Annotated in this window: 11 protein-coding genes; 5 read left to right on the forward strand and 6 right to left on the reverse strand. The window is 71.1% G+C overall.

Annotation, left to right across the window (positions count from 1 at the left end):
* On the reverse strand, nt 1-2,187 hold a 2,187-nt coding region (locus tag PPSIR1_RS43150; protein WP_006972767.1), incomplete at its 3' end, for a PAS domain S-box protein.
* A gap of 89 nt (nt 2,188-2,276) precedes the next feature.
* On the opposite strand from PPSIR1_RS43150, the gene PPSIR1_RS43155 reads away from it, so the two are divergent.
* From PPSIR1_RS43155 to PPSIR1_RS48020, 3 genes are all read left to right on the forward strand, one after another.
* Nucleotides 2,277-4,322, forward strand: coding sequence for a response regulator (locus PPSIR1_RS43155; RefSeq protein WP_006972768.1), 2,046 nt, complete (start codon nt 2,277-2,279; stop codon nt 4,320-4,322).
* Between the two features lie 170 nt (nt 4,323-4,492).
* Nucleotides 4,493-10,312 carry an AAA family ATPase gene (locus PPSIR1_RS19125; RefSeq protein WP_006972769.1) on the forward strand — a complete coding sequence of 1,940 codons (5,820 nt, stop codon included), beginning with the start codon at nt 4,493-4,495 and terminating at the stop codon, nt 10,310-10,312.
* Between the two features lie 178 nt (nt 10,313-10,490).
* On the forward strand, nt 10,491-11,474 hold the full coding sequence (locus PPSIR1_RS48020) for a fibrinogen-like YCDxxxxGGGW domain-containing protein (RefSeq protein WP_006972770.1): 984 nt from the start codon (nt 10,491-10,493) through the stop codon (nt 11,472-11,474).
* A 409-nt stretch (nt 11,475-11,883) separates the two neighbouring features.
* Here the strand turns inward: PPSIR1_RS48020 and PPSIR1_RS46300 are convergent, their stop codons facing one another.
* From PPSIR1_RS46300 to PPSIR1_RS19145, 4 genes are all read right to left on the reverse strand, one after another.
* Complete coding sequence (locus PPSIR1_RS46300) at nt 11,884-12,021, reverse strand: helix-turn-helix domain-containing protein (protein WP_006972771.1); 138 nt, start codon at nt 12,019-12,021, stop codon at nt 11,884-11,886.
* Between the two features lie 371 nt (nt 12,022-12,392).
* Nucleotides 12,393-13,007 carry an RNA polymerase sigma factor gene (locus PPSIR1_RS19135; RefSeq protein WP_006972772.1) on the reverse strand — a complete coding sequence of 205 codons (615 nt, stop codon included), beginning with the start codon at nt 13,005-13,007 and terminating at the stop codon, nt 12,393-12,395.
* Between the two features lie 71 nt (nt 13,008-13,078).
* Nucleotides 13,079-15,934 carry a serine/threonine-protein kinase gene (locus PPSIR1_RS19140; protein ID WP_006972773.1) on the reverse strand — a complete coding sequence of 952 codons (2,856 nt, stop codon included), beginning with the start codon at nt 15,932-15,934 and terminating at the stop codon, nt 13,079-13,081.
* A 103-nt stretch (nt 15,935-16,037) separates the two neighbouring features.
* Nucleotides 16,038-19,043: a patatin-like phospholipase family protein gene (locus tag PPSIR1_RS19145; RefSeq protein ID WP_006972774.1), complete on the reverse strand. Its 3,006-nt coding sequence runs from the start codon at nt 19,041-19,043 to the stop codon at nt 16,038-16,040.
* 116 nt (nt 19,044-19,159) lie between these two features.
* Here PPSIR1_RS19145 and PPSIR1_RS48025 point away from each other — a divergent pair, with 116 nt between their 5' ends.
* Together PPSIR1_RS48025 and PPSIR1_RS51280 are read left to right on the forward strand one after the other, a co-directional pair.
* Nucleotides 19,160-19,420 carry a tyrosine-type recombinase/integrase gene (locus tag PPSIR1_RS48025; protein ID WP_157595713.1) on the forward strand — a complete coding sequence of 87 codons (261 nt, stop codon included), beginning with the start codon at nt 19,160-19,162 and terminating at the stop codon, nt 19,418-19,420.
* A gap of 20 nt (nt 19,421-19,440) precedes the next feature.
* Entirely contained in the window at nt 19,441-19,707 is a 267-nt protein-coding gene (locus PPSIR1_RS51280; RefSeq protein WP_006972776.1) for a tyrosine-type recombinase/integrase, read from the forward strand.
* A gap of 35 nt (nt 19,708-19,742) precedes the next feature.
* Here the strand turns inward: PPSIR1_RS51280 and PPSIR1_RS43165 are convergent, their stop codons facing one another.
* Nucleotides 19,743-21,023, reverse strand: a complete 1,281-nt coding sequence (locus PPSIR1_RS43165; RefSeq protein ID WP_006972777.1) for a pentapeptide repeat-containing protein — start codon at nt 21,021-21,023, stop codon at nt 19,743-19,745.
* Nucleotides 21,024-21,094 lie beyond the last annotated feature (71 nt).

Below are 21,094 nucleotides of genomic sequence, written 5' to 3' on the forward strand. Positions count from 1 at the left end.
CCATCCGTTATCCACGCGCAGCTTGACGTAAAAGCGCGTGTACTCGCCGACGACGCTCTCGACCTCGAGCTCGCCGCGGTGCTCGGTGATGATGCCGTGGCTGACCGACAGGCCCAGGCCCGTGCCCTCGTCGCGCCCCTTGGTCGTGAAGAAGGGATCGAAGATGCGCTCGAGCACCGGCGCCGGGATGCCGCTGCCGTGGTCCTCGACCTCGGTGATCACCCAGGGCTCGCCCTCGATCTCGGCCACGCGCGCGCGCACCTGAATGACCTTGTTCTCGTCGTACTGGGGGTAGCGCTCGTTGAGCGCGTGCAGGGCGTTGCCGAACAGGTTCATGAACACCTGCTGGACCTGCTGGCTGCGGCACTTGATCTTGGGCAGGTCCGCGGGCACGTCGACCTCGAGGCTGACCTGCTGCCGACGCATCACGGCGCTCATCAGGGTCAGCGTGGACTCGACGATGTCGATCATCCGCGCGGGGCTGTGGTGCTCTTTCTCCTGGCGCGCGAAGGCCAGCAGGTTGCGGACGATGTTGGCCACCCGCTCGGTCTCGGCCACGATCTCCCCGGCGAAGTCGGCGATGTCGCTGTCGGGGTCCGAGCGGATCTGCATCAGATCCGCGTAGTTCATGATGCTCTGGATCGGGTTGTTGATCTCGTGCGCGACCCCGCTGGCCAGGGTCCCGATCGACTCGAGCTTTTGCTGCTGGCGCAGCTGGGCCTCGAGGTTCGAGCGCTCGTGCTCGGCCGCCTTGCGATCGGTGATGTCGGTGCCGATCAGCAGGTAGCCGAGCTCCTCGCCCTCGCCAAAGGACACGACCCGGTTCGACCACCAGGTCTGGAAGGGTCGACGACCGGCGAGCTCCTCCTCTGGCGGGCCGCCCACGGCCTGCTCGAAGCTCGAGGACTCGCCCGAGGACTTCGACTTGGTCATGGCCATGGCCAGCTCGCGGGCGCCGGCCTCCCCGAGCACCTCGAACATCGAGCGCCCGACCAGGGCCTCGACGGACTCGCCCTCGATGCCGCGGTTGGTGACCACGATGTTGGCCTCGCGGTCGAGCTCGGTGATCAGGTCGGGGACGTTCTCCCACAAAAAGCGCCACCGCGACTCGGAGTGGCGCAGGGCCTGCTCGGCGTCGCGGCGCTCGGTCACGTCGGTGAGGATCATGGTGATCGCGGCGACCTCTCGGCCGCGGATCACCGGCGCGGCCTGGACCTCGTACCAGCGCTCGCGGTTGTCCTCCCCGGCCGCGCGGACGGCCTCGACCTCGGCGTGGGTGTCGGGGTCGAGCTCGTCGGCGAGATCTTCGTCGAGGTCGTCCTCGAACCAGGCCCCCACGCTGGGGTCGGGGGTCTCCCCGCGGATGGTGAATTCGCGCGCCTCCTGGGTCGCCACGATCCCGGCGATCGCCTCGCGGATCGCCTCGCGCCCGGCCGCGTCGGTGAGCTCGAAGACGGCGCTGCCGATGAGCTCCCAGGGCTCGCGCAGATCGCCGGGCATGCGCCGGTTGACGAACAGGATCGTGCCCTCGAGATCCATCGTCACGATCACGTTGGGCGCGTGCTCGACCAGAGACAAAAAGCGCGCCTCGACGTGGCCGAGGGCGTCCTCGGTCCGCTTGCGCTCCGTGACCAGCTCGCCGCTCGCGTAGACCCGCCGACCGACGCCCTCGCCGACGCCCTCGAGGCGCTGGCGCACCCACATGATCGATCCGTCCCGGGAGTGAATGCGAAACTCGTGGACGGCCTGATCTCGGCCGCCCAGGCCCCGTCCGCGCAACACCGCGTCGATGGTCTGGTTGACCGGCTGGAGGTCTTCGGTGTGGATGATGCTGGCCGCGGCGAGGCGGCGGATGTGCTCGGCGTCGTAGCCCGTGGTGCGGGTGAAGCTGCGGGTCGTCCACGCGCGCTGCTCGACCACGGGGCGCGGCGCTTGGGCCTCCCCCTCGGCCTCGGTCTCCTCTGGGGGCGGGATGCTCACGACCTCCGCGAACCACCAGTACCCGGAGGTCAGCTGCGAGAACACGTCGAGGTCTTCGCGGGCACGCTCGAGCTCGGCGCGTGAGCGCGCGAGCTCCGTCTTCAGCGCAGCGATGCGCTCGCGGGCGGCATCGCCCCCGCGTCGTCCCCCGGCCCCATCGCCAGTCTCGGCACCCGTGGGCCGAGGGTCGTCATCACGATTCTCCATCGTGTCGGCGTTGCCCAGGCATGATATACCGGCTCTAGCCAGGCAAGAAAGCTGGCGACGCTGCACCCCGCGGCGGTCAATGCGAAATCATGGCACGGATCCTCGTCGTAGACGACGAACGCAGCTTGCGTCGCACCTTTGCCCTGTTCCTGCGCGACGATGGGCACCAGGTCGACACGGCCGAAGACGTCGATCAAGCCCTCGCTACCCTCGAAACGGACACCTTCGACGTCGTCGTCTCGGACATCATCCTGCCCCGGCGCAGCGGCGTGTCCCTGCTCGAGGCCGTGTCCGAGCGCTGGCCCGAGATCAAGGTGATCCTCGTGACCGGCGAGCCCACCGTCGAGACCGCAGCGAGCGCGGTGCGGTCTGGCGCCTACGACTACATCTCCAAGCCGGTCTCGAGCACCAAGCTGCGCAAGGTCGTCGCCTCGGCCGCGCGCGTCAAATCGCTCCTCGATGACAACCGGCGGCTGCAGGCCGAAAACGAGCGCCAGCGCGAGGAGCTCGCGCGCCTCGTCGAGGTGCGCACGGCGGAGGTCCGCGACACCAAAAAGGACCTCGCGGAGAGCGAAGCCCGCATCAGCCGGATCGCCTCGAACATCCCGGGCGTGATGATCCAGTTCGAGCGCGCCCCGGGCAGCGACTTCCAGTTCACCTTCATGGCCGAGAGCGCCCGCGAGACCTTCGGCCTCGAGCCCGACGAGGTCATCGCGGACATCCGCAGCTTCATCGATCGCGTCCACCACGAGCACCGCGACGACCTGCGCCGCTCCCTCGAGCAGTCCGCCGAGACCCTGAGCCTGTGGAGCTGGGAGGGCCGCTTCGTGCTCCCCGACGGCGACGTGCGCTGGTTCCAGGCCCAGTCCCGACCGATCAAGTCGGACAGCGGCACCATCGTGTGGGACGGCGTGATGCTCGACATGAGCGAGCGCAAGGACCTCCAGGCCCGGCTGATGCTCTCGGACCGCATGGCCTCGATCGGCACCCTGGCCGCGGGCGTGGCCCACGAGATCAACAACCCGCTGACCTACATCCTCGCCAACTTGCACATGCTGACCAAGCGGGCCGAGAAGGCCAGCGGCCCCGACGCGACGGACAAGGCCAAGGTCAAGCTGTGCGGCGAGGAGACCATCGAGCTGCTCAACGAGACCGCCGACGGGGCCCGGCGCGTGCGAGACATCGCCCGCGACCTCAAGACCTTCTCGCGCAGCTCCGACGAGACCCAGCCCGTCGACGTCCGCCAGGTCCTCGACTCCTCGGTGCGCATGGCGATCAACGAGATCCGCCACCGGGCCAAGCTCGAGCGCAGCTACATGGACGTCCCGCTGACCATGGCGAACTCCTCGCGCCTGGGCCAGGTCTTCCTCAACCTCATCGTCAACGCCGCCCAGGCCATCCCCGAGGGCAACGCCGACGAGAACCTCATCCACCTCGTGACCACCACCGGCGACGACGGCTGGGCCGAGGTCGTCGTCACCGACACGGGCACGGGCATCCCCCAGGAGCTGATCAAGCGGATCTTCGAGCCCTTCGTGACCATGAAGCCCGTCGGCATCGGCACGGGCCTGGGCCTCTACATCTGCCGCGACATCATCTACGGCATCGGCGGCGTCATCGAGGTCGACTCGGTGGTCAACCAGGGCACCAGCTTCAAGATCCGCCTGCCGCCCGCCCCCGAGGGCTCGGTCCTGCCGGGGCGCAAGCGCAGCAAGCAAGAGAAGAAGGAAAAGCCCATCGACCCGGCGCAGGTGCTCGTCATCGACGACGAGGTCAACATCGGCAAGGCGCTCGAGCGGGCCTTCCCCGAGCACAAGCTGACCGTGGTCACCAGCGGCCGAGACGGCATCAACCGCCTCGACGAGGGCAACCAATACGAGCTGATCTTCTGCGACATCATGATGCCCGAGCTGACCGGGCGCGACGTCTACGAGCACCTCGCCGAGCACCACCCCAAGATGATCGAGCGGATCATCTTCATGACCGGCGGGGCCTTCACCGAGCGGGCCAGCGACTTCATCGAGACCGTGACCGCGCGGATGATCTTCAAGCCCTTCGACCTCGCCGTGGTCCGCACGGTGATGCGCGAGGAGCTGGAGAAGCACCGCGCGAGGGACAAAGCGGGTCAGAGCTGAGCCCGCCGCGCCGCGGCGGCTGCCCTCAGTGACCCGACTCCCACATCGGAAGGGCTGAACACGCGCGAGAGAGCCCCCAGAGGCCTCTCGCGCGTCGTTTTAAGGGTGCGATATCGAGCCACGGAGTCCCTTCAACTCGTGGTCGCTCCGCTCTTACAATCGCAGGACTCGTGCTCACCCTTCCTGGCTACGAGGCCGGCTCCGTCATCCACGCGGGGCCGCGCTCGTCGATCCTTCACGCTCGGCGCTCGTCGGACGGAGCCCTCGTCGTACTCAAGACGGTCGCGGCGAACCGGGCGGGGCCCGAGGCCATCGCACGCTTGCGGCGCGAGTGGGAGCTCGGTCGGGAAATCGTGCACCCCAACGTGATCCGCACCCTCGGCTTCGAGACCCACGAGGGCGTCGCGGCGATCGTGATGGAGCACTTCCCTGGCAGCCCCCTGGCCACCCTGGTCACCCCCGGGGGCATGGAGCTCGAGGCCTTCCTCGACGTCGCCGTTCCCCTCGCCGAGGGCCTGGCGGCGATCCATGACGCGGGGGTCGTGCACAAGAACGTCGAGCCGCGCAACGTGCTGGTCAGCCCCGACGGGCGCCTGGGCTACATCGACTTCGACGTCGCGGTTCGGGCCAAACGAGACGAGGCGCTGACCGTCGCGTCCGACCGCCTCGAGGGCTCGCTGGCCTACGTCTCGCCCGAGCAGACCGGGCGCATGAGCCGGACCCTCGACCACCGCGCGGACCTCTACTCCCTCGGCGCGACGCTCTACGAGCTGCTTTGCGGCCGCCTGCCGTTCACGGCCACGGACCCCCTCGAGCTCGTCCACTGCCACCTCGCCAAGCTGCCCGAGCCGCCCCGCGCCCGCCGGCCGCGGCTGCCCGCGGTGATCTCGGACATCATCATGCGCCTGCTCGCCAAGGCGCCCGAGGAGCGCTACCAGAGCGCGGCCAGCCTCGCCCACGACCTGCGCGCGTGCCGAGAGGTCCTCGCCAGCCGCGGCGCCCTCGGCGATGACTTTCACCTCGACAGCTGGCACCGGGCTCCGGCCTTCCGCGTGCCCGCGCAGCTGTTCGGCCGCGCCCGCGCCCTCGAGACCCTCGAGCGCGCCTGGGAGCAGGCGACCCGCGGCGAGCCCTCGCTGGTCCTGGTCACCGGCAGCTCCGGGGTCGGCAAGTCGGCCGTGGTCGCCGAGCTCGAGCGGCGCCTGAGCGACCAGCCCGGGCTGTTCATCCGCGGCAAGTTCGTGCAGTCCGGCACCCGCGGGGCCTACCAGGGCTTCACCGACGCCTTCCGCAGCCTGGCCGGCACGGTGCTCGGCGCGAACCTCGAGGTGTTCGCCGAGTGGCGCGAGCACCTGGGCGCTGCGCTGGCGCTCAACGGGCGCATCCTCGTCGACCTCATCCCCGAGATGGAGCCGATCGTCGGCAAGCTCGAGGCCGTGCCCGCGCTCGGGCCCGAGGAGTCCCAGCACCGCTTCGACCGGGTGTTCAGCCGCTTCGTCCGGGCCTGCGCCCGGGCCGGCCACCCCCTCGCGCTCTTCCTCGACGATCTGCAGTGGGCCGACCCCGGCAGCCTGGCCCTGCTCGAGCGCCTCGCCGCCGACGCCGACCAGAGCCACCTGCTGCTCATCGCCTCGGTCCGCGACGACGAGGTCCCCGACGACCACCCGACCCGCGCGACCTTGCAGGCGGTCCGCGAGCACGCCCTGCGCCTGGTCGAGCTGCCCCTGCGCGAGCTCGACATCGACGAGGTCGAGGCGCTGATCCGGGCCTGCGTCCGCCTGCCCCTCGCCCGCAGCCGGCCCCTCGCCGAGCTCGTGCTCGAGCGGACCAACGGCAACCCGCTGTTCGTCAGAACCTTCCTGCAGTCAGCCTGGGACGAGGAGCTGCTGGCCCCGGACACGGCGGTCACGGCCGCCGAGGGTGAAGCGCCCCAAGGCGAGGCGCCCGGGCGGCCGGCGTGGCGCTGGGACGAGACCGCCCTGCGCCAGATGCAGGCCAGCGACTCCGTCGTCGAGCTGCTCGCCCGGCGCATCGAGCAGCTGCCCCAATCCACCCAGACCAGCCTGCGCACCGCCGCTTGCCTGGGCAGCTCCTTCGACCACGAGACCGTCGCGGCCATCGCCGAGCTGCCCGCCGACGACATCCACGCCGACCTCCACGAGGCCGCGAGCGCCGGCATGCTCATGCTCCGCGCGGACGGGCGCTGGGACTTCGTCCACGACCGCGTGCGCGAGGCGGCCCAGCGCCGCCTGCCCGCGGCCGAGCGGGCCGCCCTGCGCCTGCGCATCGGTCGAATGCTGCTCGCCAGCACCCCCGCCGATCGCCTCAGCGAGCGCATCTTCACCATCGTCGATCACCTCACCACGGGGCAGACCGGCATCGACGATCCCGCCGAGCTCACCGAGCTCGCGCGCCTGGCCAGCATCGCCGGGGAGCGGGCCCTGAGCGCGATGGTCTACGCGAGCGCGGCTCGATACCTGCGCGCGGGCCTCGACAGCCTGGCCCGCCTGGACGCCCCTTCCGCGCCGTCCGAGCCCGAGCTGCAGGCGGCGTGGCGCGACCACTACGCGCTGACCATGGACCTGCACCGGCGCCTCGCTCGGGCCGAGCTCCTGGCCGGCGAGCACGCCCGCTCGCGCCAGCGCCTCAACGCGGCCCTGGCCCACGCCCGCGGCCCGGTCGACCGCGCCGAGCTCCTCGACGCCCGGGTCTACGCCCTGACCATGACGGCCCGCTACGGCGAGGCCCTGGCCACCGGGCGCGAGGCCCTCGCGCTCCTCGACATCGCCCTGCCCGACGACGACTCGACCATCGACCAGGCCCTCGGGGCCGCGCTGACCGAGTACCGGCGCAAGCTCGGCAAGCGCGACATCGCCTCGCTCATCGAGCTGCCCGAGATGGACCGCCGGGACACCCGCGCCGCGGCCCGGCTGCTCTCGTCGATGATGAGCGCGGCCTCCTCGGCCCACTACACCCTGTTCCCGCTGCTGACCATCAAGCTGATCAACCTGACCCTGACCCACGGCACCGTGGCCGAGTCGGGCTACGGCTACGCCCACTACGGGGCCTTCGTCGGGGCCGTGCTCGGCAACCACGACCGCGCCCACGCCTGGGGCGAGCTCGCCCTCGCCCTCGCCCGCCGCTACAAGGACCTGGCCCAGGAGTGCCACGCCTGTGCCGTCGTCGCCGGGCGCCTGCTGCCCTGGCGCGCGCCCCTGGCCGCGGGCGAGGCCCTCAACGACCGCGGCCTGCGGGTCGGCCTCGAGTCGGGGCAGCTGCAGCTGGTCGGCACCATCCACTACCAGCGCCTGCTCTTGCGCCTGTTCGGGGGCGAGCCGCTGCACCACCTCGAGGCCCAGCTCGAGCGCCTGCGCGCCGAGCTCTCACAGCAGCTGCCCGGGCGCACCCACGGCTACGCGACCAACGTGGTCCGCGGCGTCCGCCTGGCCCTGCGCGGGCTGACCGGCGAGAGCCTGCACGACGGCGAGGCCGCGGCCCAGAGCGCCGCCTTCGCGGCCAGCTGCGCGGCGGATCAGAGCTACCTCGCGCTGAGCATGCACCACATCTACCGGGCGATCGTCGCCAACACCCTCGGCGATCACCAGGCCGCCGTCGAGGCCGTCAGCGCGAGCAAGCGCGAGCTGCCCTACGCCCTCGGCCACGTCGCGACCGCCGACCGCAACTTCCACCACTCCCTGGCCCTCGCCGCCGGCCTGGCCGAGCTGCCCGAGGACCGCCAGCACGTCACCCTCGCGACCATCGAGCACAACCAGCGCCAGATGGAGCAGTGGGCCAACAGCTGCCCGGAGAACTTCGCCCACAAGCACTGCCTGGTCTCGGCCGAGCTCGCGCGCTGCGACGGCGACGTGATCGCGGCCCTCGACCTCTACGAGCAGGCCATCACCGCCGCCGAGGAGCAGGGCTTCATCCACGACCAGGCCCTCGCCCACGAGCTCGCCGGGCGGATGTGGATGCGCCGCCACAACCCGCGCCTGGCCGAGCCCTACCTGCGCGCCGCCTTCTCCCTCTACGCGCGCTGGGGCGCCCGCCGCAAGGTCGCGCTGCTGTCCGCGGAGTTCCCCGCCTTCGACCCCGCCGAGGCCAGCGCGAGCGCGGCCAGCCGCAGCTGGGGGCCGCCCAGCGGCGGGAGCTCGCAGGCCCTCGATCTCGCCACGGTCACCCAGGCCTCCCAGGCCATCTCGAGCGAGATCAACCGCGACGAGCTGCTCGCCCGGCTGATGCGGATCATCCTGCTCAACGCCGGCGCCAACCGGGCCGTGCTCCTGCTCCACGACGGCGAGCCCGACGCGCTGCGCCCCGACGCGGTCCGGGTCGCAGCCGAGGCGTCCACCGACCACGAGACCCCGCACCTGCGCCCGCCCGGCCCCCCCGACCCGAGCAAGCTCGCCCTCCAGGTCGTCCGCCACGTGCTCGACACCGGCGCCAACGTGGTGCTCGAGGACGCCGCGCGCGAGGGCCCCTTCGTCGACGACCCCCACGTCCGCGCCCGCGCGCTCAAGTCGCTGCTGTGCATCCCGGTGCGTCGCCAAGATCGGCTGCTCGGCGCGCTCTACCTCGAGAACGAGCACGCCGCCGGGGCCTTCACCGAGGCGCGCATCGTGGTCCTCCAGACCCTGCTCTCGCAGGCCGCCATCTCCCTCGAGAACGCCCGCTACTACGACGAGATGCGCGTCCACGCCGAGGAGCTCGCCGCGTCCAAGGCCCAGCTCGAGCGCGAGATCCTCGAGCGCGAGCGGGCCGAGACCCAGCGCCGCGAGCTCGAGGCCCAGCTGCGCCAGTCCCAGAAGATGGAGGCCATCGGGCAGCTCGCCGGCGGGGTCGCCCACGACTTCAACAACCTGCTGACCTCGATCATCGGCTCGGCCGATCTGCTGTCGAGCCGCTGGCGTCGCCGCGCCAGGGAGCTGTCCAGCCGCGAGCCCGAGACCCGCGAACACCTCGAGCGCAGCCGCGAAGAGCTCGACGTGATCCGCGACGCCGCGGAGCGGGGCTCCGCCCTGACCCGGCAGCTGCTGGCCTTCTCCCGCCGCCAGGTGCTCCAGCCCGAGCGCAGCGACCTCAACCGCCTCGTCGACGGCAGCAGCAAGCTGCTCGAGCGCCTGCTCGGCCCGGACCACCCCCTGCAGGTCGCCCTCGCCCCCGAGCTCGACGCCATCCTCGTCGACCCCCAGCAGATCGAGCAGGTCATCCTCAACCTGGTCATCAACGCCCGCGACGCCAGCCCCGCCGGCGAACCCATCGCCGTGCGCACGCGGACCGAGGCCCTGACCGAGGCCCTCGCGTGCCAGCCCAAGCCCATCCCGCCGGGGGGCTACGTGGTCCTCGAGATCACCGACACCGGCGAGGGCATGGACGCCGACACCCTCGCCCACATCTTCGAGCCCTTCTTCACGACCAAGGGCGTCGGCGAGGGCACGGGCCTGGGCCTGTCCACGGTGCTCGGCATCGTCGAGCAGTCCAAGGCCTACCTCCAGGTCGAGAGCGCCGTCGGCATGGGCACGATGTTCGAGGTGTGGTTCCCCAGCGCGGGCCCCCTCGAGCGCCCCGCGAGCGAGGAGCAGGCCGCCGAGGCCGAGCTCGGCGAGGTCACGCCCGCCGCCGAGACCACCGAGACCATCCTCGTGGTCGAGGACGAGGCCCCCGTGCGTCGCACGGTGCAACAAATCCTGCAGCTCTACGGCTTCGAGGTCCTGTGCACCGAGGACGGCCTGGCCTGCCTCGAGCTGTGCGCCGAGTATGACGGGACCATCGACCTGGTGCTGACGGACTTCGTCATGCCCCGGCTCGGCGGCCTCGACCTCGCCAAGCAGCTGCGCGAGATCAGGCCCGACGCCAAGGTCCTGTTCATGAGCGGCTATACCGACGGTGAGCTCGATGAGAGCAAGATTCGCGAGCTGGGTGGGATCGAGCTGATCCAAAAGCCCTTCCGCGCGAAGAAGCTGATCGAGCGCGTCCGCGCCATGCTGTGACGCCCCACCTCCGCGGGCAGAGCCCTGGCGCGGTTGACACACGCACAGTCAGCCTTCACCATTGAGGAGCGTCAACGCTGGTGCTTCCCTCCTTGGGTCGGGGAAGAACCGACGAACCGCCGTGCCTTGCATTCGAGGCGCGGCGCCGCGGCGCAATTGAACACACCGGTAATTGGCCATGAAACGCAAATTTGAGCATCTAATCGCAATTTCTGTCCTCCTGGCTGCCACGGCATGTGGCGACTCGGGAGACGGTGAGACGGACGAAGCCGCGGATACGGAGACCGAAGAGTCGACCGAGGAATCGACGGACACCACGACCGAAACGACGACCGAGGAGTCGACGGAAGAGACCACCGAGACCACCGAAGAATCGACGGAGGAGACCGACACCACCGAGGAGACCACCGAGGAGGAGACCGACACCACCGAAGAGGAGACCACCGAGGAGGAGACCGACACCACCGAAGAGGAGACCACCGAGGAGGGCCCGGAGTGCATGGGCAACGACGGCCTGACCATGGAGACGGCCGGCGCCTCCTGCCTCGAGATCCTCGAGAACGGCTGCTCCACCGGCGACGGCACCTACTGGGTCAACCCCAACGACGTGCCCTTCGAGACCAACTGCGACATGACCACCGACGGCGGCGGGTGGACGCAGATCCAGCTCGGCAGCACCTGCAACGGCGACCTCGACTCGACCCTGACCGCGGTCGAGCCCGCCGTCGAGGAGGGCGTCGACGCCAGCTGCCGCCCCTTCACCTCCGACGGCGACGGCGACCACACCTACTACTGGGACATCACCTTCCTGCCGACCTTCGAGGCCTTCTACCTGTCCGACTACAGCATGCGGGCCAACGGCAACGACGCCAGCGGCATCGTCGGGGCGGTGTTCACCCAGACCAGCTGGGACGACGCCAACGGCAACTCGGTCCAGGGCGACGTGTCCTTCGGCTCGGGCGACGAGCCCGGCCCGACGACGAGCTTCGCCGTCGAGAACCCCAACGTGAACTGCACCAGCTGCGTCACGGACTTCGCCGCCAACGATACGCCCTTCACCCTCGCCGGGCCGACCTCGCTGTTCCGCATCGGCTGGGGCGAGGCCGGCAGCGAGGACGAGGGCTGGTTCCCGTGGTGGTCCGGCTCGGTCTACCTGCGCTGAACCATCCCACACACCAAAGCACCAAAGCCGCGAGCGGGGGCGAGTCCATCGTCCCCGCTCTTTGCTTGCTAACGAGCTGCTGAAATTCGCCGCGCGTCGTCAGGTGCGCCGCTGCGCGTCGAGGCCAAGGAACGAAACCGACGCTGTATCCGGCATACTGCAAGGTTTCGAGGTGGGCTGCGGAGAACCCGAACGATGTCGGGGTCTTGGCCCGCAACCCGCCGAGAAGACTGGCCTTTTCCCCGACCCCGAGACACAGACTCGCAGCACGACGACAGCACATGTGCTGCGGCACGAAGAAGCCGGCCTCGCTGATTCAGCGAGGCCGGCTTCTTGCAGCTCGTGAGGGTGCTCGAGCCTCAGCCCGTATCGGCGAGCCACTCGAGCACGGCGTCACGCCGGAAGCGGATCAGTCGCCCGACACGCAGCGCGCCCGGATCTCACCCCGCGCGACCGCTTCGTAGATCGTCTTGCGGCTGACTCGCAGCAGCGAGGCGAGCTCCTCGGCCTCGAGGTACTCGGGCAAGCTCGCGGATCGGGGGTTCATGGCTCGGAGCGATCTTGATGGATCTCGAAGATCTCCGAGAGTCGGCATGGGCCGACGGACCTACGCGGTCGCGGCGGTCTACAAGGGCGTGTGGCCCTACGGGGATCGGCCTGTGCTCGTGGCGACCCGTCGAGCCCTCGTCGGGGTCCAGCCGACCGTGCGGAGTAGCCGCCTTCGGCGACCCTGGACAAGCCCGCCTTGATGGCCGCCTCTGCCTTCTCGACCGCGTCGGCCTCGCTCCCTCCGGCGTGCATGTCTCGAGCTCAGGTCCTCATCGAGCCCCGCGCCCCTTTGCCCGAATTTCAGCTCGCTGGGGTGGTCGGACCTGCCTTCGCCCTGGGCCCTTGCAAGGTCCCGGCGTGCCCGGCGACTCAGGCCGCGCCGCGCGACCGGCCCAGGGCCTCGACGGAGGCCTCCAGATCCTGGGGACCAAAGCCCAGCTCCGGAGCGTGCTCGCTCAAGATCTCGAGCAAGGCCGCGCGCGCGCGATGCAGTCGGGTGCGCACGGTCGTCGGAGAGATGCCCAGGACCTCGGCCAGCTCGGGGCCGCGCATCTGCTCCCAATAAAAGAGCTCGAGGGTGACCTGATAATCGACGGGGATGCGCCGCATGGCCTCGGCGACCAGCACCTCTCGCTCGTGGACCGCGACGACCATGCTGGGCGTCAGCCCGAGGTCGAGGATCGAGCTGACGCCCAGATCGGGGGCCTCGCGCTCGAACCTGCGGACCTTGCGTTGAATGAAGTCGTAGAGCTCGCGCCGGGCGATGACAAACAGGAAGGTTCGAAAGCTCGCGTCCCCGCGGAACTTGGGCACGGACTCGACGCAGGCGAGCATCGTGCGCTGCATGAGGTCCTCGACCTCGCTGATCTGGACCTTGGTCCCAAAAAAGCAGCGCAGGGAGTCGAAGTGGCGATCAAAGAGCTCGCTCCCGGCGGCCTGATCTCCGCCTCGCCAGCGAGTGAGCAGCTCGTGGTCCTGAAGCACGCAGGCTGAGGCTAGTCCCCCAGGTCCGGTGCGCGCAACGAGTGGATGCCGCAAACATCGAAGCGCGCAGCTCAGCGCGCCCGGGGGTTGTCTCGCAGCCAGTCCTCGAGGCGCTCGCTCCAGGCCTCGCCGTCGCTGCCTGCGGCGCTAAGCTCGTGCTGCGCCGTGCGTGTGAAGGCGCGTGCCCGAACCCAGTCCCCCTGGCCGGCCCGGGCGCGGGCGAGCTGAAAGCGGATGACACCCAGTTCGTAGGGCCCGGCCCCGACGTGGGTGGCGTCGGCGAGGGCCTGGCCCGCGAGGGCCTCGGCCTGCCCCCAGGCCGCGGTGACGTTGTAGATGTCCGCCAGCGTACGCAGGAGCTGGATGTGAGCCATGGACCCGGGCTCGAGGAAGCGCTCCATGATCGCCTGGGCCTGGGCTGCGTGCACGCGGGCGGCTGGGGCCTCGCCCACGCAGGCCTCGGCGGTCGCGAGGTTGAGGCGGACGATGCCGTCGTTGAGCGGGGCGTCGTCCGCCGGCGCCTCGCCCCCGGCGAGCTGCGCGAGCTGCTCGCGCGCGCCCTCGCAGTCCTCGGCCTCGAGCAACACGCTGCCGAGGTCGATCCGAGCGGCGCGGCGCATGTCCTCGACGTCCGCGACCCCCTCGAGGGCCTCGAGCACCGAGCGCAAGGCCGCGGTCGCGGCGGGGACCTCCGACCTGCGTCGGTGGGCCGTCGCGCGCACGAGGCCCAGCTTCGCGCGCGCCCGCGGCAGGGCGAGGCTCGGGGCGAGCTCGAAGTCGGCCTGGGCGGAGTCGGCGACCTCGAGGGCCCGCTCGAATTCACCTTGCCAAATCAGCGCCTCGGCGAAGATCGTCCGCGGCGCCGCGAGCTGGGGGTGGCGTGGCCCGAGGAGCTGCTCGTGGCGCTCGACGCAGCGCCGCGCCTGCACGGCCGCGAGGTCGGCCTCGTGGGTACGCATGTGTAAAAAGGCGAAGTCGCAAGTCACCCCCGCGAGGGCCTGGCGAGCGGACGGGGGCGCGGCCTCGAGGGCCTCGATGGCGGCCTCGTAGGCGGACACAGCGGCCTCGGGCATGTCACGATCCCGGGCGATCAGGGCCGCGATCGAGTGCAGCTCCCCGTCGAGCTGGGGAGCGTGGCCCAGGCGCTCGAGGGTGCTGCGCCCGCGCCCGACCGCGAACTCGGCCAGCTCGAGCTCTCCCTCCATGCGCGCGGCGTGGGCCAGGCGGATCCAGGCCCGGACTTGCAAGAGCAGCTCGCCGCTGCGCTCGGCCCCCTCGAGCATGGCCTCGGACCACCGCCTGGAGTCCGCGCCGATATGGTTGCGGTGCGCGACCACGGCGAGCATCCCGGCCGCCTGGGCTCGCTCTCGCCAGCGCCCGCGCCGCTCGGCCTGGCGCGCGACGGACTCGGCGAGGGCGGCCCCCTCCTCGTGACGGTAGAGATCGATCGCCACGCGAGCGCCATCGAGGTCCGCGTTCAGGCCCGCGGCCAGCTCCTCGGCGAGCCCGGCCCGGGCAGGCCTGGGCTCGCGCTCGCACTCGGCCATGGAGGGCAGGGCGACGGTCGCCTGGACCGCGTGGCTGAGCTCGCCGACCGTCATGGAGTCAAAGGCGCGCTCGAGCTCCAGCACGGCTCGCCGGCTCCGCTCCATGCACCGCCGCCGGGCCTGGGTCGCGGGTGAGCGTCCCCCTCGCTCGAACTCGCACAGCTCACGCTGGGCCGCGCGCTGGTCGGCGATGACCGCCTCGAGCTCTCGCTCCACCCGCCCAAACACCGACGCGGCGTGGGGAGCTTCGGTAGCCAAAAAGGCCGCCTCGAGCTCCGCGCGCTGGTGGGGGCTCCACAGCGAGTCGAGGCCGGGCTCGACGGCGACGCAGGTCGGCTCGGGCGCGGACCCGCCGACGCCTCCCAGGCCGACGCCGCCCGCGACTCCACTGGCGACCACGACGGCGAGCCCGAGGGTCACGGCCACGCGGCGCGGCCGTGACCGCCGACGCACGAGGGCGTCGCGGAGGGCCGCCATGCTCGGGTGGCGCTGGCCGGGATCGAAGCGCAGCCCGCGAGCGAGCACCCGGTGAAACCAACGCGGGACCCCCGAGCTCCGGGTCCAGGGCGCGGGCGGATCCCCGGGCGGGCGGTCTCGAAGCGCGGTGAGGCTCGTGCCCTCAAAGGGCAAGTGGCCAAAGGCGAGCTTGAAGAAGGTCGCGCAAAAACCGTACTGATCGCTCTTGGCCTGCGCGCCGCCTTCGAACTGCTCGGGAGCCATGTAGGCCGGCGTACCGACGACGTGGTCGGAGCGTGTGATCCGCTCGCTCGCAGCGCGGACGCTGTCCTCGCGCGCGGTGACCCACTGCGAAGCCCTCGCGCCGTTGAGCTGCGCCAGGCCAAAGTCCGCGAGCCGGACCCGGCCATCGTCGCCGAGCAAGAGGTTGCTGGGCTTGAGGTCGCGGTGGAGGATCCCGGCGGCGTGGGCTGCGACCAGGCCCTCCGCGGCCTCGATCGCCAGGTCCGCGAGCTCGGCAAAGCGCGCCCGGGAGCCCGGCGGGGTGCGCTCGGCCCAGGCCCCGAGGTCGCGGCCCTCGACGAGCTCCATGGCGATGAACACCTGCCCCTCGGCCTCGCCGATCTCGTGGATCGTGACGACGTTGGGATGGTTCAAGCGGGCGAGCGCCCGGGCCTCCCGGCGCACGCGCTCGGCCGACCCGAGCTCGGCGCTGCGCAGGAGCTTGAGGGCCACGTCGCGCTCGAGGTCGTGGTCCCGCGCGCGGTAGACCGTGCCCATGGCCCCTTCGCCGATGGGCTCGAGGAGCTCGTAGCGGAGCAGCCGCGGCCGCGGGGCTCGCTGGCCAAACAAGCGGGCCTTGAGCGAGGCCCGCAGGCGCGCGCCTTCGAGGTCAATCGAGCCCTCTTCGTTCACCGCCGTCACCGCTCCACCCTCGCCCAGGTCAATCGTGTCACCTTCGGAGTCGCGCCGCAGCCCCGCCCCCCGGGCAGACCCAGGGGCGGGGGCTTCGACACGGGCCCTCGCTCTACATTGCGATGGGGTCGCGCGCGGCGATCCGACCGAGCTCGAGGGCCTCCTCGACCCCGGCCGCGTCGTCGAAGGCTTGGGCGTCGAGCAGCGGCCGGTCGGGCAAGATCATGTCCACAGACACGCCCCCGCAGCTCAGGTCGCCGTAGGCCATGGCCCGGGTCCCGCCCAAGCCCGTGGTCCCGCCTAGCCAGTCGCGCCGGTTCTCGACGGTCGCGTCCATGGCCTCACGCACCTGCTGGGCGAAGTTGGCGTGGCGATCCGCGGGCAGCATCTCCCGGGCGATCTCCCCGACTCGGCGTGCGTCGAGGACCCCGAGGGGCGCGAGCACGTCGTTGCGAGCCGTGTTGTGCACGAAGCCCCCGAGCGTTGAGAACAGGTACTTCACCGCGGGCAAGGTGGCCGGGTCGATGCCCCCCATGATCCCCGCCCCACCGACGATGTTGTCGAGCCACGAGTACTGGGTGATCGGCGCCGAGGTCTCCACGGGCTGGCCGCCCACGCCAAACTCATCGACCCCGACCACGAGGATCTCCGTCGCCCCCAGGCGCATGGCCGTGCGCAGGGGGACCGCGTCGACGAGCCCGCCGTCGAACAGCACTCGGCGGCTCGAGTCCCGCCCCCGCTTGCCGTCCGCGGTCAGGCGCGCCGTCTGGCGGATCTTGGCCGCTCGTGCCTCCTTGTCAGCGGGCAGCCCGTGGCGCTCCGCGTAGTGATCGATGGTCCCGGCGAGGTGCTCGATGGGGTTGTGATTGGGCGACCAGTTGGGCTCACCGTTGGGCGACATCGCCTGGACGATGTTGCGGACCGCCTCGGGCACGTCCCCGTGGAGCAGGCCGACCCGCCCGTGCTCGGTGTCGACCAGGCGCGGCGAGCCGAGCTGCATCTCCATGGGCTCCATGAACAAGGGCATGATGCTCGAGGCGTAGACCGCGTCGCGCAGGCGCATGGCGAAGCGCTTGCAACCAAAGGCTGGTTGGCGCAGCCAGTCGGCGCTCAGGGCCATGTCGGGCTCGGGGTCGATGTAGCCGTAGTTGGCCAGGTCCCCGTCTGCGATGGGCTCGCCCACGGAGAAGAAGGTCCCCGACTTCGCGTCGCTGATCCCCAGGCGCAAGACCGTACCAGCGGCGCGGATGAGCGCGGGCCGGGTGTGCTCGGTGATCAGCCGGCGCAGGGGCTCCATGCAGTGCATGCCGTGGGTCATCGTCGCGAGGTTGAGGACCCGGCGCAGGTGGTCGTCGAGGCCGTTGGCCTCGGCGGTGAGCAAGGTCGTGGCGACGGCGGTCACGTCATCAGAGAACATCGAGACGGGGTTGAGCAGGCCCATGAACAGCTTGGCCACGCCCCCCCACAACGCCGCGTCCTCGGCCGAGTCAAGGGCGCGCTGGACCGCGGCTTCGAGGAGCCACAGGTGATAGTTGCGCCAAAAGATCGCGTTGCGATCGGCCGAGAAGGCCCGCCACATCGCGACCAGTTGCTCGGCCGAGTCGGGGGCGCCCTCGGCCAGCTTGATCGCGTTGACGGCCCCCACCGAGACCCCGCAGATGATGTCGGGGCGGTAGCCCGTCTTCCACAGCTCCGCGACCGCGCCGGCCTCGAAGGCCCCCTTGGCGCCGCCGCCGCTGAGCACCAGGGCCTTGAGGGCGCGGGGCTTGCCGCCGAAGGTGACCTTGGAGCCGAAGTTGATCTTGGAGTCGGCCACGGACAGCCTGTCGCTGGCGACGGAGAGCTGGGGCGAGCGCTCCGGGCCAAAGGAAGTCGTCGTCGCCTCGACGCCCTTGGGCGGATAGATGTAGCAGTCGTCGTAGACGTAGCGGTAGCCCCCGGCCGAGTACTCGCCGGCCTCCGTGGCTACGAGCAGGTTGTCCCCGCGGGCGCCGCTCCAGTACTGGCGCGCGACCACGGTCCCCGGTCGGGCCGAGGGCCAGACCCAGCCGACCACTCCGCGGAAGCTGTAGCCCGCCTCCAGGGCCTGCTCTTGCCCGATCGCCGTCGCCGTCGTCATGATGTCGCGCCGAGCCTTGGAGCAGAATTCCTTGAGCGGGATCGTGCCGACCTGCGCCGTCACGAACACCCGGCCCTCGGTCCGCACGCGGCGAAAGCCCTCCTCTCGCGGCGGATCGACCAAGGTCGCGTTGTCCAGGCGCGAGCCGGCCCAGTTCAGGTCCAGGTCGACGAGCGAGGCGTAGGTGAAGATCGAGCTCGGGTCGTCGTCGGCGACCTTCGCCGCGACCATCAGGCGATCGTTGCGCAAGACCAGGGCCCGGCGCTCGCTCGACTGGAGCAGCACGGTCTCGCGCAGGCGAAAGCGTTGACCGTCGCTGAGGTAGGTGTCGCTCTCGAGGGCCTGGACCCGGAAGATCCGCCCGCCCCACCACGCGTCCTGGAGCGGGCCACGGCGCAGGGAGCCGACCTCGACGGGGGCCTCGTCGGCGTCGTCGTTACCGCTGTGCAAGGGGTGGCCGCCGATCGACAGCCACACGAGCTGGCCGTCGTGGATGTCGCGCACGTCGGTGATCGCCGCGGGGTGAAAGTTGAGCACCTCGCCGCGGGTGGCCACGGCCCGGACGTCCGCGCCCGCGCGGACCAGGGCCCCGGAGCCGCCCAAGATCCGCGCCCCGCTCGAGCGATCGAGGGCGATGACCTCGACGGCCGCCGCCCCGTGCTCGTCTCCGTGGTCGGCCAGCCGCCAGCGCAACAGCCCCCCGTGGGTGCGCGCGTGCAAGGCCCGCAAGAGCGCGACGTGGGTCCCCGTGTGGTGGTCGCGCTGCTCGTGGGTCAGGACCAGGCAGCCCTTGCCCCTGTCCATGGCCACGAGGCGGTTGGTCGCCAGGTGGCGCAGGGTGAGTCGGTTTCCGGTGCGCAGGATCTTGCCCGGCCGGCCCAGGTTCTCGACCAGATAGACGGACTCCGGCCCGGGCAGGCTCGCGCTCGGACCAATGGTGTTGTCGGAGGCGGGGACGTAGTAACGCCCCTCGGGATCAGCGAGAGTGACGAGCTGCATGGCCCGGTAGTCTGGGCAGCTCGCCAAGACGTTCCCGACCTCGAAATTTCTCGAAATTCCTCGATTGGGATCGACTGGAGAGTCACCCGTCTGGGGATGGGGTGACGCCCGAGTCGATGGAGGGGGCCACAGCCCTCGACTTCGAGGAGGCGAAGCTCTTCCTCGAGGGCGCGCGGGTCTACGAGCGCGGTGACGGGATGTGGCACGTCTACATGCCCGTCGCCCTGCGCACGGGCCTGCGCGTCGGGGAGATGAAGGCGCTGCGCTGGCGGGACGACATCGACCTCCGGCGAGGACGCTTGCGGGTCCAGCGATCGCACCACAAAAGCACGGCTTCACCTTGCCCAAGAGCGGCAAGTCCCGTGAGCTCCCGCTGACCCGAGACGCCGTCGAGGCGTTGCGGGAGTACCGGCGGGGCTGCTCCGGCTCACGGGGGGAGCTGGTGTTCCCCCGGCCAGAGGGAGGCGTGATGAGCACGAGCCAACCCAACTACGCGGCCCGCCGGATCGCGGCGTCCGTCGGACTTCGCCACGTCCACAACCACATGTTGCGGCACAGCTTCGCGTCGCACGCCGTGATGTTGGGGATCCCGCTCCGGCAGGGGAGGTTCTGCGTCACTGCGAGGTCTTGTGACACAGGGATCAGCGTGCAGAGGCGTACCTGACGACGCGCGGTGAATTTCAGCAGCTTGCTACGACCTCACTCGATCTGGCTGTCCCACCAGTCGCCCTCGACCTTGGCGACGCGCAGCTGGGCGCCAGAGATCGTCGAGCCGCGCAGATCCGCGTCGCGCAGGTCCGTTCCGTGCAGCCGCGCGCCCGCGAACTCGACCCCGCCCAGGTAGGCCCCGCGCAGGTCCGCCCCGTCCAGGCGCGCCTCGCTGAGGTCGGCCTCGCGCAGCCGAACGCCGCGCAGGTCCGCCCCGACCAGCTTGGTGTCGCCCAGCAGCACCCGCGACATCCGAGCCCCGCGCAGGTCCGCGCCGCTCAGGTCCACGCCGTCGAGCCAGGCCCCGCCGAGCTTCGCCCGCCGCAGCCGCGCCCGCCGGCCGACCACGCCGCGCAGATCGAAGTGCGCGAGGTGGACCAGCTCGAGGGGGCGCCCGCCCAGGTCGAGGTTGCGGCGCACCGGGAAGGCCCGGGCCTCGGTCAGCAGCAGGCCCAGGGGGCCCAGGCGGCGCAACAACTCCGCGAACGCGGCGGGCGAGTAGGCGCCCTGCCCCTGCCCCGCGCCGACGATGAGGCGCACGATGAAGGGCCCAAACCACTCCGCGGACATGACCCAGGGGCTGGCCCCGAGGCCGTACTTGCGCACGCGCGAGGCCTCGGGCAAGGCGGCGCGCAGGTCGAGCTTGGCGGCGACGAACTCGTCGACCAGATCGTCGGAGCGCAGCCCGGCGGGGGCCGAGCAGCCCCGCAGCCAGATCGCCAGGGAGCGGTGCAAGGCGGCGCGCCCCGGCAGCGGGTTGTCGCCCCGGCCAAGCCACGCGAGCAGCTCGGCCCAGGCCGCGCCGTGGTCCTGCCACAGGTTGCGATCGAGGTGCCGACGCAGCCGCGTCACCGAAGGGCTGCCGCGCAGGTGCTGAAAGCGGGGCTCGAGCGCTCGCCGTCGACTCTCGGCCAGGCGCGCGCGGCCGTTGAAGCACAGCACCCCCGCCCGCCGCTCCGTGCTCATGCCCAGCTCGTAGCGCCCGCTCCAGCCCGGGCCCTCGAGGTGCAGGTCGAGCTGCGTGGGCATGGTCGCCGTCTGCGAGCCGTGCTCGCTCTGGACCTCGCCGCGGCCAGGCTCGGCCTCCGGCTCGGCGAGGGCCAGGCCCGCGTCGCTGGACTCGAGCGGGCGCATGAGGATGTCGTGCCAGGACTGGTTCGCGCGCCCCGTGGGCGGGCGGTGGTCGACCACCTCGACGCTCATGCGAAAGCCGTCGGCCACCAAGGTGCCGACGAGCCCGCGCAGGTCGCTGGGTCCAGGCGCTTCGCCCATGGCTCCAGAGCTTAGCAAGGCTTCGTCCCAAACTCGTCACCGCTCGGGCGGCGCCCGCCGACCCTCCCCGC

The organism is Plesiocystis pacifica SIR-1, from assembly GCF_000170895.1.
In the GTDB taxonomy this organism is placed as follows: Bacteria; Myxococcota_A; Polyangia; order Nannocystales; family Nannocystaceae; genus Plesiocystis; species Plesiocystis pacifica.